The following is a 13268-nucleotide window of genomic DNA, read 5'->3' as shown; positions in this document are numbered from 1 at the left end:
GCAACGCAGCATGGCGGCGATTTTTCGGCCTCTTTATGAAACGAATCTCCCACCCGGGACACTTGTTCCCACAGGGGGTGTCGGAAACGGCTGACCGCGTGGCGGGCGGCGCGCCTGCGGGGCCTGCGCGCAGCGGTGCCAACAATGCACACACCGCAATCCACTACAAGGAACCGCCATGTCGCTTTCGCTGATTCTCTTGATCGTTCTGATCCTTATCCTGATCGGCGTGCTGCCCACCTGGGGCCACAGCCGCTCATGGGGCTATGGACCCAGCGGCGGTGTAGGGCTGGTGGTGCTGATTCTGGTCATCCTGCTGCTGATGGGCAGGATCTGACCAGCCCCCTCGCACGGGCGCGCCGGCGCTGCCGGTGCACCAGGGCGCCGCGGTCCGTCATGGGACCCCAGGCGCCTTTTTCTTGCCGGTCCTGCGGCCCCCACCCCGCGTGGGCCGCACTGCCTGGCCTCAGGCAATGCCGGCCGCGGCCCGTTTTTGCAGCGCAGCAAACGCCGTCGAGAACGCAGCGAACTCGTGCGGCGCCACGGTGCCGTCGCCGTTGCCGTTGCCTCCATGGTCCATGAGCTGCATCACCGCCTGCGAGAAATCCGTGGATTCAACCGAGCGCGTCTTCGCCAGGCCCTTGAGGAACTCATCCTGGGAGATGCGGCCGTTCTGGTCCGCGTCAAAGGCCGCAGCCAGGCGTTCCTTCTGGGCATCCGATGCGCCGAACTGCGCCAGCAGGTCCTGGAAATCCTGGGCGGACACCGAACCGCCTCCCATGCCCCCGCCGCCGCGGACGGCTCCGCGGCTGGCAGCAGTGACGGGCGAATCGAGCCGGCCCTGCGTCACCATCAGGCCCTTGTCCGCCAGGCCGGCCAGGGCTGCGGCCTCGGGGCTGAGGTGCACCACGGCGGAAGGCCCTGCGGCATCGGCCGAATCGGCTCGGCGCGCAGAAGGCGTTGCGCCGCCGGACCGCCCTGACGCGGCATTGAAAACCATCGAGGCGATCGAGGCCAGGCCCGAGATAAGAGGCGACATTGCGGCAACTCCTGAAGACTGCAAGGCGCGAAATCCCGCCGTGCCGCGCCGCGAGTGAAAAGGGCGCGAACGCTGCTGTTCCGCCCCTCCAGCATAGGCACCTGCGTGCAACGCGGTGCCGGGATCAGCAGGCGGCTTGCAGGGCATTTCCTGCGTTGACCGCTTTGTCCTCGCCTTCTGCCCCACCGCAACGAGCCCGCCAGCGCAGGCCGGGCACCTCCGACTGCGCTCGCGGATTTGGAGGCGCCGCGGCGCCTGGCGGGCGGCTTTTAAGCCCCCCTCCCGCGACCACCGCGCAGCCCGCTATTCTTGATGAAAAGTGACCAAAACCGTTGATGAACAAGCGCAAACAGCTACAAATATTATAGCAAAATGGGCCGGGCGTCACACTGCGCCCGCCGGCGGCAACAACAGCCCTTGCCGGGCCGCCACCGCCTCGCGCAGAAAGGCCCACGTGGCCTGCATGCGCGCCACATGCTTGTTCTCGGCCGGCATGGACATCCAGAACGTGCGCTGGAAGCGCGCCGCCTGCGGCAGCACGGGTACCAGTGACGGGTCTTGCGCGGCCACGAAGGCCGGCAGCACCGCCAGGCCCGTGCCGGCCCGGGCGGCCTCGTACTGCGCCAGCACGCTGGTGCTGCGCAGCACAAAGTTCGCGGGCCGGTGCAGCTCGTCCAGGATCTGCAGCTCCTTGCTGAACAGCAGGTCGTCCACATAGCTGATGAAAGCGTGGCCCCGCAGGTCGTCGGCCGTGCGGATGGGCGGGTGGCGCGCCAGATAGTCGCGGGCGCCATACAGCTGCAGCACGTAGTCGGTGAGCTTGACCACCAACACCGCGCCACGGGCCGGCCGCTCCAGCGAGATCACGATGTCCGCCTCGCGCCGCGACAGGTGCACCAGCCGCGGCAGCGCCAGCAGGTCCACGACCAGACCGGGGTGGTCCTGCGCAAAGCGGGCCAGCTGGGGCGCCAGCACCAGGTTGCCAAACCCCTCGGTGGTGCCGATGCGCACCAGCCCGTGCAGGCCCTGCCGCACGCCGGGGGTGGCGTTTTCAATGGCCAGGAACGCCGCCTCCATGGCCTCCACCTGCGGCAGCAGTTGGCGCCCGGCCTCGGTCAGCCGGTGCCCGCCGGATTCGCGCGCAAACAGTGGCGCACCCACCTGCTTTTCCAGCGCCTGCAGGCGCCGCGACACCGTGGTGTGCTCCACGCCCAGCCGCCGGGCCGCCCCTGCCAGGGTGCCGGCGCGCGCCAGTTCAAGAAAGTAACGGAAATGGTCCCAGTCCATGGCGGGATTGTGGCCCCGGCCCGGCCGTCTTCCGGTCCGCCGCCTGCCGGGCGCCGTTGGCGCGGCCGCGCAGACATGCCCCGATGTCGCAGTCCCATGACACAAGTCATAGAAAAATTTACAACAAATGCAAATTACTGCACACTCCGCCGCGCTGACCGAACCGCCGGAGCCCCACGGGCCTTGCGAACACGGCCCCCGCCCGGGGCATCGCTGCGATGCTCCCCGCCCACCTGCTCGTTCATTCCAGGGATTTATGAAACGTACCGCTTTCTTGCACAAGTCGCTGTGGGCCGGACAAGCCTGCATGGCACTGGCTTCCTTGACGGTCCACGCTGCCGACGTCAGCGTCACGCCGCCGCCCGGCGGCGGTTTTGTCGTCAAAGGCCCCGCCAATGCCGAGCGCCTTCGGGTCCAAGACAGTGGCGACGTGTTCATGCCCAGCCTGGCAGGCACGCCCAGCAGCAATGCCAACGTGCTGTGCTTCGACGGGCCGTCCGGCCGGCTGGGGCACTGCGCAGCGGGCGCCATCACCGGGGCGACGGGTGCTACCGGCGCCACCGGGGCCACGGGCCCCGCAGGCGCCACCGGGGCTACTGGGGCGACAGGCCCCTCGGGTGCGACAGGTGCCACGGGAGCCACCGGCCCTGCCGGGTTGACCGGTGCGGCAGGGGCCACCGGCCCCGCTGGCCCAGCGGGCACGCCGGGCACCCCCGGCGCCACGGGCGCGGCGGGCCCTGTCGGCCCGACCGGAGCCGCCGGCGCCACCGGGGCGACCGGTCCCCAGGGCCCTGCGGGCGTCAGCGCGCTGGTGGCGACCGTGCGGTCCGCCACGGCCACAGGCAACGCCGACACCTGCGCCGTCACCGCCTGCTGCCATGCCGGCGAAAAGGTGATCGGCGGCGGCTACCAGGGTGCCAACAACCTGGGCAACAACAATGCCGGCGCGGTGTTCGTGGCCTCCAGCTACCCAACGGCCGACGGTGCCTGCGGCGCGGGCGTGCAAAGCTGGACGGTTCAGCTGCTGAACTCCTACCGCGACACCAACCAGACCACCTCCTGCGCGTCCTACGCCATCTGCGCGCAATGACCGAATCCGGGCTCTTTGCCGAGCAATGGCCGCAGCCAGGCAGCCTGCGCAACGTTCCGACCACCCGCTTGCCGTGGCGGTTCGACACCGCCGCCGCCTTGGCCGAGGTGAACGCCCTGCCCGAAGCGCTGTGGCGCACCCACTTCAACGAAGGCCGCCACGATGGGGGGTGGCAGGCCTTGGCCCTGCGTTACGCGCCGGCCGCCGCCATGGATGTGGTGCCGCTGGAAGCGCCGCCGTCGGCCTATGTGGACGCACCGGCCCTGGACCAGGCACCCACGCTGCGCGCCATGCTGCACGCCATGGCATTGCCGTGGAAGTCCGTGCGACTCATGCGCCTGCTGCCGGGCTGCGAGATCAAGGAGCACGTTGACGCCGGCCTGAACGCCGCACGCGGCGAAGCCCGGCTGCACGTGCCGCTGCAGACCGGGGAGCGCGTCTTCTTCCATGTGGATGGAGAGCGTGTGCCCCTGCGCGAGGGCGAATGCTGGTACATCGACGTGTCCCGCCCGCACCGGGTGCGCAACCGTGGCAGCCTGGCACGCATTCACCTGGTGGCGGATGCGGCGGTGGATGCACGGCTGGCTGAAGCGTTCGCGCAAGGCGATCGGGGCGACCCGCTGCCCGGCGCCAGCGATCCCTGGGACGACTTCCTCCGTTTTCGGGACTTCGTCGGCACCGACGCCGATTGCGCGGCGCGGCTGAGCGCCATTGCAGACCCCGCCGAGTTCATCGACGCGTCGGTGCGGCTGGGCACCGCAGCGGGGTTCCACTTTGACTCATCGGACGTGGAATCGGCCATGAAGGCCGGGCGCCGCGCATGGATGGAACAATGGGTTCTGTAAATTTCAGCGGCTGGCGCCCCGTCCGGTTGTACACGCACGCAGACCGCGTGCAGGTGGATTGGATGCGCCTGGGGGATGAGCCCCTGCTGGCTCCGTTTTTCCAGGACAGCATCCAGCGCCAGATGCGGCATCCGTTCCATCAGGCTTTCCGTCGGCAGACGCCGCTGGAAGACCTGCTGGCCTGGCACGCGCAGTCTCCGGGCCTGGCGCCGTCGCTCGTCACCTTCCACGTGTCGCGCTGCGGCTCCACGCTCATCACGCAGACCCTGGCAGAAAGCCGGCATCACCTGCAGCTGTCCGAACCCGCACCGGTGGACTACCTGCTGCGCGTGGCGCTGCCCCAGGGATTGCTCGACCGGGCCGCAACGGTGCAGGCCCTGCGCGCCTGGAACAGCGCCTGGGCGCAGCGCAGCGACAGCGCCAGTGCGCCGCTGCAGTCGTGCAGCCTCAAGATGGACGCCTGGAACACCCGGCAGGCCGCCGTCGTGGCCGAGGCCTGGCCTGAAGCGCCCTGGCTGTTCCTGGCACGGGAACCGCTGTCGGTGATGGTCTCGCAAATGCGCGAGCGCGGATTCTTCCTGGTGCCCGGCAGTCTGGGCGACTTCCTCGAAGGCGTCTCTGCCGAGGAACAGCTGCGCATGCCCACCGAGCAGTACTGCGCCCGCGTGCTGGGCGCCATCTACGCGGCCATGGTGCGCGAATTCGTGCCCGCGCGCTCGCTGCTGCTCGACCATGCCGATCTGCCCAGCGCGATCATCGATCAGGTGCTGCCCCACATGCGCTGGCACGTTCCACCGCAGGACCACGCACGGATGCGCGAGCGCCTCACGCGGCACAGCAAACACCCCCACCAGCCGTACGTTCCGGACACCCTACCCAAGCACAGCATGGCCAGCGATCTTCTTCACTCCGTGACCGCGCAATGGATCACGCCCCACTACCAAGCACTCCAGGAGCTGCGGCGTACCCACGGCGCAGCCGCCCGCCCCGAAGCCGAGGAGGCCCTGCCATGACCGCTGCCCTGCCCCGGCGCCACTTTCTTGCCGGCAGCGGCGCGGCCATGGCGGCCGGACTGCCGGCGGGTGCCCGTGCCCTTGCCGCGCCGGCCGGGCGAGCGCCCACACGCTGGCGCCTCCTGGGGGTCGCGCCGGCCTCCGAAAAGCTGCCGCAGCTGGCGGACGACTACCGCCGTGGCGTTGAGCTGGGCCTGGCCCAAGCCGGCGCGAGGCAGGTGTCGATGGACTGGCTGAGCGCGGGGCCTCTCCCGTCCAAGCCCGCCCGTGCCATCCATGCCCTGCTGCGCACGGGAAATTTCGATGCCGTGGTGGGCTGGATGCCCCCATTGCTGGCCGACAGCGTGGCGGCACTGGCCGGGCCGCGGGGGATCCCCTTGTGGATCAGCGACAGCGGAGCGGATCTGGGTGCGCCTGCCGCACAGGCTGCACACCCGCATCCCTGGCAGGTGCGCCACAGCCTGGAACTGTGCCCCATGGCGTGCGCGCTGGCCGACCAGGTCTATCGCCAATGCGGACCGCGGGCATTCCTGGCCCTGGGCTGGCACGAGTCGGGCTATGACTTTGTCCAGGCCTTCCAGCACCGTTGGCGCACGCTCGGCGGCCAGATCGTGGGGCGCCATATCGCGGGCACCCCCGAGCAGCCCCATGAATTCAGCGGCCTGCGCGAAGCCACCGTGTCGCAGCAGCCGGATGTTGTGGTTGCCTTGTTTTCGGGCAGCCAGGCCCAGCGTTTCGGCCAATGGTGGCGCACCCAACGGCCTGCGCGCAGCGCGCTGGCGGGTCTGCCGTGGCTGACCGCGCCGGACGCCGGCCTGTCGGCATGGACGGTGAGCAGTTGGCCTGCAGCGAATAGCGCACCCCAGCCCTGGGCCGAGCATTTCACCCGCGCCGGTCTGGCATGGACGCCCGCCGCGCTGCTGGGGGCTGAAGCGGGCGCGAGCCTGGGAGCCGCACTCGCCGCCGCGCACCCCGGGGCCCGCGCGCAGGACGTGTGGGCCGCCTTGCGTGCCACCCCGCTGGCCGGCCCCCGCGGCGAACGCCGCTGGCAGGACGCCGGCCGGGACAGCACCGGCCCGCTGTGGCACGCCACGGCCGCAGCGGAAGATGCACGGACCGAACGCCAGCATCCACCCATGTTGTCCTCCGCCTCCCGCGCCCGCGGGGGCTGGACCACCGGCTACTTTCTGACTTGATGATGAGGAATCGCTATGAGTGAACCGTTTATTGCTGAAATCCGGATGTTTGCGGGCAACTTCGCCCCACGCGGGTGGGCGTTTTGCATGGGGCAAATCATGTCCATTGCCCAGAACACCGCCTTGTTCTCCCTGCTGGGCACGACCTACGGCGGCAATGGGCAGACCACCTTCGCGCTGCCCGATTTGCGGGGCCGGGTTCCGGTCGGTACGGGCCAGGGGCCAGGGTTGCCCTATGTGGACCTTGGCGAGATATCGGGCAGCCCCACGCACACCCTCATCATCACGGAGATGCCCGCGCACAACCATGTGGTGTCGGTTCCGGCCTCCTCCGCCATCGGGACCCTGGATGCGCCCGCCAATGGCTCCGTTCCCGCGGCATCCAACCAGCGCAGCGCGCAGTTTGCGCCATCGGGCAACGTGCAATTGAGCGCTACTGCCGGGATTGCGGGCGGCAGCCAGCCGTTTTCGATCATGCAGCCCTATCTGGGCATGAACTGCATCATTGCCTTGCAGGGGATCTTTCCGTCAAGAAACTGAAGGCCGCACACGCCACGCGGCCGCAGGTATACGCAAAGGGGCTGGCCCAGGGGGCTCGCCCCTTTTTTTGCGCTTGCGATCGGCCAAGCCCACACAACGCAGCCGGGCGAAGAAGCGTGCATAAATGCACAACCGCATTGCAGTTTGTGCAGTTGAAATTACATATTTGCACGCATACCATGCGCGGACCGCCTGACCCCAGGCTTTTGCCCCTTCGAGGAGACACTCCGCATGAATGCACCCGCCCCCGTGGCCGCCCTGGCCCCCACCGTCAAGCTGCTGATCGGCGGCCAGTTTGTCGATTCCCAGTCCACCCAGTGGCGCAACGTGGTGAACCCGGCCACGCAGGAGGTGCTGGCCCGCGTGCCCTTTGCCACGCCTGAAGAAATCAACGCCGCCGTGGCCAGTGCCAAAGAGGCGTTCAAGACCTGGAAGAAGACGCCCATCGGCACCCGCGCGCGCATCTTCCTGAAGCTGCAGCAGCTGATCCGCGAGCACATGGGCGAGCTGGCGGCGCTGCTGACGGCCGAGCAGGGCAAGACCCTGCCCGACGCCGAAGGCGACGTGTTCCGCGGCCTGGAGGTGGTGGAGCACGCGGCCGGCATCGGCAACCTGCAGCTGGGCGAGCTGGCCAACAACGTGGCGGGCGGCGTGGACACCTACACCGTGCTGCAGCCCCTGGGCGTGTGCGCGGGCATCACGCCCTTCAACTTCCCGGCCATGATCCCGCTGTGGATGTTCCCCATGGCCATCGCCACGGGCAACACCTTCGTGCTCAAGCCCAGCGAGCAAGACCCCATGGTGACCATGCGCCTGTGCGAACTGGCCCTGCAGGCCGGCATTCCGCCCGGCGTGCTGAACGTGGTGCACGGCGGCGAAGACGCGGTGAACGCCATTTGCGACCACCCCGACATCAAGGCCATCAGCTTTGTGGGCTCCACCAAGGTGGGCACCCATGTGTACAACCGCGCCAGCCTGAACGGCAAGCGTGTGCAGTGCATGATGGGCGCAAAGAACCACGCCATCGTGGCCCCCGACGCCAACAAGGAGCAGACCCTGAACGCCCTGGCCGGCGCCGCGTTTGGCGCCGCGGGCCAGCGCTGCATGGCCCTGTCGGTGGTGGTGCTGGTGGGCGAATCGCAGAAATGGATTCCCGAGCTGGTGGCCAAGGCCAAAACGCTCATGGTCAGCGGCGGCACCGAAAAAGGCACCGACGTGGGCCCGCTGATCTCGTGCGCCGCACGCGACCGCGTGAGCAGCCTGATCGAGCGCGGCATTGCCGACGGCGCCACGCTGGAGCTGGACGGCCGCAACCCCAGCGTACCCGGCTATGAAAAAGGCAACTTCGTGGGCCCCACCATCTTCAGCGGCGTGAAGCCCGGCATGGCCATCTACGACCAGGAAATCTTCGGCCCGGTGCTGTGCCTGGCAGCTGCCGACACGCTGGACGAGGCCATCGCGTTCATCAACGCCAACCCCAACGGCAACGGCACGGCCATCTTCACGCAAAGCGGCGCCGCAGCGCGCAAGTTCCAGGAAGAGATCGACGTGGGCCAGGTGGGTATCAATGTGCCGATCCCCGTGCCCGTGCCGATCTTCTCGTTCACTGGCTCGCGCGCCTCCAAACTGGGCGACCTGGGCCCTTACGGCAAGCAGGTGGTGATGTTCTACACGCAGACCAAGACCGTGACGGCGCGCTGGTTTGACGACAGCACCGTGAGCCAGGGCGTGAACACCACGATCAGCTTGAAGTGACATTCCCCTGAGGCGCTGCGCGCCGTCCCCCTTCTCTTGCATCGCTGCGCGATGCGGAAGGGGGACGCCACCCGTGCCGGAACCCCTTGATGGCGGCCCTTGCACGGTGGCACTGGCCTTCGGCCGCGCCGGTCGTGACCACCGTGGCCGATGGTAAAAGCGGTGCATGCAAACTTTTCAGACAACGATGCGGAGATGGGCCATGGTCTTCGGTACTGCGTGCGTGATGCTGATGGGTGCCGATGCCCACGCCCAAGCCGGGGCCGCCTGCAATGCGGCGGGCACGGTGGAGGAAACCAATGCCTGCGCCGTCCAAGCCTTTCAGGCCGCCGATACCGAGATCGCCATCCTCTACGGCGACGTGATGCGCGCCCTGGCGGCGCACGAACGGCCGCAGCTGCGCCAGGAGCAGGCAGCCTGGCAACGCGATCGCACCGCACGCTGCAAGCAGGCGCAGCGCAGCAGCGAGTCGGAGCCCGAATGGCCGCGCCTGTACCACGAGTGCCTGGCGGCCGAGACCCAGGCGCGCCGCAAAGGCCTGATGCGCTGGCTGACGCTGGACCACCCATCGGCCAAGCCATGAACAGGAATAGGACCCGATGAACTCCGCCTCTTTGATCCCCAAATATCCGTTCAGGCTGATCCTGTCGAAGCCTTGCGCACCCCGTAGGTCGGGTTAGCCCGCAAGGGCGTAACCCGACGTTCGGCAGGCACACAGCGTTGGCGTCGGGTTACGCTGCGCCAACCCGACCTACGATGCTACGCAGCTCGCTCCATTGCATAAGCACAACAACAAGCGACATCGAGACACACCATGGACTTTGAACTGACCGAAGAACAGCGCGCCTTTGCCCAGACGGCCCGCGACTTTGCGCTGGCAGAACTCGCCCCCCACGCGGCCCATTGGGACGAAGAAGGCATCTTCCCCAAAGAAGCCATCGCCAAGGCCGGCGAACTGGGCTTTTGCGGCCTGTATGCACCCGAGGCCGCCGGCGGCCTGGCCCTGCCCCGGCTGGACGCCACGCTGGTGTTTGAAGAAATGGCGGCCGTGGACCCCAGCACCACCGCCTTCATCACCATCCACAACATGGCCACGTGGATGCTGGGCACCTGGGCCACCCCCGAGGTGCGCGGCCTCTGGGGCCCGCAACTCACCACCGGGCAAAAGCTCGCGTCCTACTGCCTGACCGAACCCGGCGCGGGCTCGGACGCCGCCTCGCTCAAGACCCGGGCCGAGCTGGTGGGGGATGAATACGTCATCAACGGCAGCAAGGCTTTCATCAGCGGCGCGGGCAGCACCGACGTGCTGGTGCTCATGGCCCGCACCGGCGATGCGGGCGCGGGCGGCATCAGCGCCTTTGCCGTGCCGGCCGATGCGCCCGGCATCAGCTACGGCAAGAAGGAGCACAAGATGGGCTGGAACAGCCAGCCCACACGCACCATCAGCTTTGACAACGTGCGCGTCCCCGCCAACCACCTGCTGGGCCAGGAGGGCGAAGGCTTCAAGATCGCCATGAAGGGGCTGGACGGCGGGCGCATCAACATCGCCACCTGCTCGGTCGGCGCCGCCCAGGGGGCGCTGACCCAGGCCCAGCAGTACATGCAGGACCGCAAGCAGTTCGGCAAAAGCATTGCCAGCTTCCAGGCCCTGCAGTTCAAGCTGGCCGACATGGCCACCGACCTCGTGGCCGCCCGCCAGATGGTGCGCCTGGCCGCCAGCAAACTGGACGCTGGCGCCCCCGACGCCAGCACCTACTGCGCCATGGCCAAGCGCTTCGCCACCGACGCGGGCTTTACCGTGGTGAACGAGGCCCTGCAGCTGCACGGCGGCTACGGCTACATCCGCGAATACCCGCTGGAGCGCCTGCTGCGCGACGCGCGCGTCCACCAGATTCTGGAAGGCACCAACGAAATCATGCGGGTGATCATTGCGCGCCGCATGCTGGATGGGGATGCGACGGAGGTGATCCGGTGAACAGTTACTCCTGTTTTCATAGCTGCCAGCGCTTATCCAACGGGCGCTAGCGGCCATTTCCACCATGAATCCCTCCTCTCAATCAACCACCCCACCCCACGCACCTGCAACGGCGCTGGGGTTAGCCCCTCTCCCCTCGCGGGAGAGGGGTTGGGGAGAGGGGGCCTGCACCCGCACCACGCCCGTTTCCCCCCCCTCTCCCCAACCCTCTCCCACAAGGGGAGAGGGAGTAGCGGCTTCCTGAAACGCACAGCTACCTGCGTCATCACGCCCCTTGGAACCACGCCCATGCCCGCCCGCCCCCTCAGCGACGAAACCCTGCACCTCATCGACGCCGTGCGCAGCGCCCTCGCCCACCGCAGCGACGTGGACGAGCGCACCCTGTTCGGCTGCTACTGCTTCTTCGTGGACGGCAAGCTGTGCATCGGCATCAAGGGCGAAGACCTGCTGGTGCGCCTGCCGCCGGAGCGCCATGGCGCATTGCAAGAGATGCAGAACACGCGCGAGCTGTCGCCCGGCGGCGGCATGAAGGGCTACTTCTGGGTGGAGCCCAACGGCTACGCCACGCGCGACCAGTGGAACTACTGGCTGGACGAAGCCCTGGCCTACAACCCGCTGGCCAAGGCGGCGCCACCCAAGAAGAAAAAGACAACCACTGCCGACGCCAAAACCCCGGCAGCGAAGGCCGCCGCAAAAAAAGCCGCACCCCCACCGGCGTCGGCTGCAAAGCCAAAGAAAAAGCCCGCCGCCCGCAAGAAACACAGCATCTTCGAAGCCGACGACTGACCCCCGCCCTCTGCGCCACAACAACATTCCACGCCCACCGGAGCCCCCCCCACCATGCCCCTTCGCATCGTCCGCCTCGGCACCCCGCGCACCGCCGGGGAAGGCACCCGCATTGGCACCGTGCGCCGCCCGCCCCGCGGCGTGCCCAAGGCCGAGTTCGCCAGCCGCGACTACTACGACGTGTGGTACCCCCTGCTCTCGCCCACGCCCGAGCTGATGGCCCAGGGCCAGCAGGCCCAGACGGACAAGGACTGGGAGGCCTTCGTCAAACAGTTCCGCAAGGAACTGGCCCAGCCCGAAGCCAGCCGCACGCTGGACCTGCTGGCCGCGCTGTCGCACCACAGCGCCCTGTCCGTGGGCTGCTACTGCGAGGACGAGGCCCGCTGCCACCGATCCGTGCTGCGCGCCGAGCTGGCCAGCCGCGGGGCGGACATCAGCGAATGAACTCCCAGCCCCTGCGGTCGACCCGTTGCATGCCCAAGTCCCGCCCCCCCACCGTTCGGGCTGAGCCTGTCGAAGCCTGGGCAAGGCGGCCAACGGTCCGTCAACAAACTGGCAGCAAAAGGGCAGCAAACGGTCTGCCTGGGGTGAGCAAGATTTAAGCCGTTTTGGCCTCCAGCGCTTGATAGGTAAGCGCCAGCAGCTATCAAAACCATATCAACTTCCATTCCAAACCAAGGAGACATCCCCATGAAAATCGCATTCATCGGCCTCGGCAACATGGGCGGCCCCATGGCCCACAACCTGCACAAGGCAGGCCACGAGGTGCGCGCGTTCGACCTCTCGCAACCTGCGCGCGACAAGCTGGCGGCCGACGGCGTGCCCATTGCTGCCGACGCCAAGGCGGCCGTCGCCGGTGCGGAAGTCGTCATCAGCATGCTGCCCGCCAGCCAGCACGTGGAAGGCCTCTTCCTGGGCGCGGGCGACCTGCTGGCCCAGCTGCCCGCAGGCACGCTGGTGATCGACTGCTCCACCATCGCCGCCGCCACCTCCCGCAAGGTGGCCGAGGCCGCCAAGGCCAAAGGCGTAGCCTTCATCGACGCGCCCGTCTCAGGCGGCACCGGCGGCGCCATCGCTGGCACGCTGACCTTCATGGTGGGCGGCGACGCGGCCGACCTGGAACGCGCCCGCCCCGTGCTCGAAAAGATGGGCGCCAACATCTTCCACGCCGGCAGCGTGGGCGCAGGCCAGACCGCCAAGATCTGCAACAACATGCTCCTGGGCATCCTGATGGCCGGCACCAGCGAAGCCATCGCCCTGGGCGTAGCCAACGGCCTGGACCCGAAGGTGCTCAGCGAAATCATGCGCCGCAGCTCCGGCGGCAACTGGGCGCTAGAGAAGTACAACCCCTTCCCCGGCGTGATGGAAACCGCGCCTGCCAGCAAGGGCTACGCGGGCGGGTTTGGCACGGACCTGATGCTCAAGGACCTGGGTCTGGCGCAGGAGAACGCGATGGCGGTGAAGGCGGCCACGCCGCTGGGGGGCATGGCGCGCAATCTGTATGCGGCGCACAGCCTGGCGGGGCATGGCGCGGAAGATTTCTCCAGCGTGATCAAGATGGTGCAGAAAAAGGCTTGATGGGTTGGGCTGCGGCCCTTGGCGGATGAGAACGGGCGCTGTAGCATGTCGTTACAGCGCCCGTTATGGTTTTTATCCTGAAGTTCTTAGGTTTGGCCAAATGAGGTTTTGATGAATTTGTCTGGAGAAAACGATGTCAGAATTTTCTATCAGACCCACGGCTG

The 13268-nt window shown here is 67.9% G+C and carries 14 protein-coding genes; 12 read left to right on the top strand and 2 right to left on the bottom strand.

The window, feature by feature from the left end; genetic code table 11:
• The first annotated feature begins 178 nt into the window (after positions 1 to 178).
• On the top strand, positions 179 to 337 hold the full coding sequence (locus tag LWW96_RS02590) for a DUF3309 family protein (RefSeq protein ID WP_291484101.1): 159 nt from the start codon (positions 179 to 181) through the stop codon (positions 335 to 337).
• Positions 338 to 466: 129 nt separating this feature from the next.
• Here the strand turns inward: LWW96_RS02590 and LWW96_RS02585 are convergent, their stop codons facing one another.
• Both LWW96_RS02585 and LWW96_RS02580 read right to left on the bottom strand, forming a co-directional pair.
• On the bottom strand, positions 467 to 1039 hold the full coding sequence (locus tag LWW96_RS02585; RefSeq protein ID WP_291484100.1) for a hypothetical protein: 573 nt from the start codon (positions 1037 to 1039) through the stop codon (positions 467 to 469).
• A 384-nt stretch (positions 1040 to 1423) separates the two neighbouring features.
• Positions 1424 to 2326 carry a LysR family transcriptional regulator gene (locus LWW96_RS02580; protein WP_291484099.1) on the bottom strand — a complete coding sequence of 301 codons (903 nt, stop codon included), beginning with the start codon at positions 2324 to 2326 and terminating at the stop codon, positions 1424 to 1426.
• A gap of 256 nt (positions 2327 to 2582) precedes the next feature.
• Between LWW96_RS02580 and LWW96_RS02575 the strand changes: the two genes are divergently transcribed.
• The 11 genes from LWW96_RS02575 to mmsB all read left to right on the top strand — a co-directional run bounded on the left by LWW96_RS02575 (position 2583) and on the right by mmsB (position 13104).
• Positions 2583 to 3416, top strand: a complete 834-nt coding sequence (locus tag LWW96_RS02575; RefSeq protein ID WP_291484098.1) for a hypothetical protein — start codon at positions 2583 to 2585, stop codon at positions 3414 to 3416.
• On the top strand, positions 3413 to 4261 hold the full coding sequence (locus tag LWW96_RS02570; RefSeq protein ID WP_291484097.1) for an aspartyl/asparaginyl beta-hydroxylase domain-containing protein: 849 nt from the start codon (positions 3413 to 3415) through the stop codon (positions 4259 to 4261). The genes LWW96_RS02575 and LWW96_RS02570 overlap by 4 nt, the downstream gene beginning before the upstream one ends.
• Complete coding sequence (locus tag LWW96_RS02565) at positions 4249 to 5274, top strand: sulfotransferase family protein (protein ID WP_291484096.1); 1026 nt, start codon at positions 4249 to 4251, stop codon at positions 5272 to 5274. The genes LWW96_RS02570 and LWW96_RS02565 overlap by 13 nt, the downstream gene beginning before the upstream one ends.
• Complete coding sequence (locus LWW96_RS02560; RefSeq protein WP_291484095.1) at positions 5271 to 6470, top strand: hypothetical protein; 1200 nt, start codon at positions 5271 to 5273, stop codon at positions 6468 to 6470. The genes LWW96_RS02565 and LWW96_RS02560 overlap by 4 nt, the downstream gene beginning before the upstream one ends.
• A gap of 15 nt (positions 6471 to 6485) precedes the next feature.
• The gene (locus LWW96_RS02555) at positions 6486 to 7010 is read left to right on the top strand and encodes a tail fiber protein (RefSeq protein WP_291484094.1); all 525 of its coding nucleotides are present in this window, start codon (positions 6486 to 6488) and stop codon (positions 7008 to 7010) included.
• Positions 7011 to 7241: 231 nt separating this feature from the next.
• Positions 7242 to 8765: a CoA-acylating methylmalonate-semialdehyde dehydrogenase gene (locus LWW96_RS02550; RefSeq protein WP_291484093.1), complete on the top strand. Its 1524-nt coding sequence runs from the start codon at positions 7242 to 7244 to the stop codon at positions 8763 to 8765.
• A 202-nt stretch (positions 8766 to 8967) separates the two neighbouring features.
• On the top strand, positions 8968 to 9348 hold the full coding sequence (locus LWW96_RS02545; RefSeq protein ID WP_291484092.1) for a lysozyme inhibitor LprI family protein: 381 nt from the start codon (positions 8968 to 8970) through the stop codon (positions 9346 to 9348).
• Positions 9349 to 9579: 231 nt separating this feature from the next.
• Positions 9580 to 10740: an acyl-CoA dehydrogenase family protein gene (locus LWW96_RS02540; RefSeq protein WP_291484091.1), complete on the top strand. Its 1161-nt coding sequence runs from the start codon at positions 9580 to 9582 to the stop codon at positions 10738 to 10740.
• Positions 10741 to 11028: 288 nt separating this feature from the next.
• Positions 11029 to 11526, top strand: coding sequence for a TfoX/Sxy family protein (locus LWW96_RS02535; RefSeq protein WP_291484090.1), 498 nt, complete (start codon positions 11029 to 11031; stop codon positions 11524 to 11526).
• A gap of 54 nt (positions 11527 to 11580) precedes the next feature.
• Positions 11581 to 11970 carry a DUF488 family protein gene (locus LWW96_RS02530; protein ID WP_291484089.1) on the top strand — a complete coding sequence of 130 codons (390 nt, stop codon included), beginning with the start codon at positions 11581 to 11583 and terminating at the stop codon, positions 11968 to 11970.
• A gap of 246 nt (positions 11971 to 12216) precedes the next feature.
• Positions 12217 to 13104 (top strand): 3-hydroxyisobutyrate dehydrogenase, encoded by an 888-nt coding sequence (mmsB, locus tag LWW96_RS02525; RefSeq protein WP_291484088.1) that lies wholly within the window; start codon positions 12217 to 12219, stop codon positions 13102 to 13104.
• The last annotated feature ends 164 nt before the right edge of the window (positions 13105 to 13268 follow it).

Source organism: Acidovorax sp. (genome assembly GCF_021287135.1).
Lineage (GTDB): Bacteria > Pseudomonadota > Gammaproteobacteria > Burkholderiales > Burkholderiaceae_C > Acidovorax.
The sequence above is the reverse complement of the archived record's forward strand: the minus strand, read 5'-3'. Positions and strand labels throughout refer to the sequence as shown.

Excerpts from the sequence above, each read along its gene's own strand:
- LWW96_RS02565 (WP_291484096.1), top strand. The coding sequence starts at position 4,249 with ATGGGTTCTGTAAATTTCAGCGGCTGGCGCCCCGTCCGGTTGTACACG.
- LWW96_RS02540 (WP_291484091.1), top strand. The coding sequence starts at position 9,580 with ATGGACTTTGAACTGACCGAAGAACAGCGCGCCTTTGCCCAGACGGCC.
- LWW96_RS02560 (WP_291484095.1), top strand. The coding sequence starts at position 5,271 with ATGACCGCTGCCCTGCCCCGGCGCCACTTTCTTGCCGGCAGCGGCGCG.
- LWW96_RS02585 (WP_291484100.1), bottom strand. The coding sequence starts at position 1,039 with ATGTCGCCTCTTATCTCGGGCCTGGCCTCGATCGCCTCGATGGTTTTC.
- LWW96_RS02545 (WP_291484092.1), top strand. The coding sequence starts at position 8,968 with ATGGTCTTCGGTACTGCGTGCGTGATGCTGATGGGTGCCGATGCCCAC.
- LWW96_RS02550 (WP_291484093.1), top strand. The coding sequence starts at position 7,242 with ATGAATGCACCCGCCCCCGTGGCCGCCCTGGCCCCCACCGTCAAGCTG.
- LWW96_RS02530 (WP_291484089.1), top strand. The coding sequence starts at position 11,581 with ATGCCCCTTCGCATCGTCCGCCTCGGCACCCCGCGCACCGCCGGGGAA.
- LWW96_RS02580 (WP_291484099.1), bottom strand. The coding sequence starts at position 2,326 with ATGGACTGGGACCATTTCCGTTACTTTCTTGAACTGGCGCGCGCCGGC.
- LWW96_RS02555 (WP_291484094.1), top strand. The coding sequence starts at position 6,486 with ATGAGTGAACCGTTTATTGCTGAAATCCGGATGTTTGCGGGCAACTTC.
- LWW96_RS02575 (WP_291484098.1), top strand. The coding sequence starts at position 2,583 with ATGAAACGTACCGCTTTCTTGCACAAGTCGCTGTGGGCCGGACAAGCC.
- LWW96_RS02570 (WP_291484097.1), top strand. The coding sequence starts at position 3,413 with ATGACCGAATCCGGGCTCTTTGCCGAGCAATGGCCGCAGCCAGGCAGC.
- mmsB (WP_291484088.1), top strand. The coding sequence starts at position 12,217 with ATGAAAATCGCATTCATCGGCCTCGGCAACATGGGCGGCCCCATGGCC.
- LWW96_RS02535 (WP_291484090.1), top strand. The coding sequence starts at position 11,029 with ATGCCCGCCCGCCCCCTCAGCGACGAAACCCTGCACCTCATCGACGCC.
- LWW96_RS02590 (WP_291484101.1), top strand. The coding sequence starts at position 179 with ATGTCGCTTTCGCTGATTCTCTTGATCGTTCTGATCCTTATCCTGATC.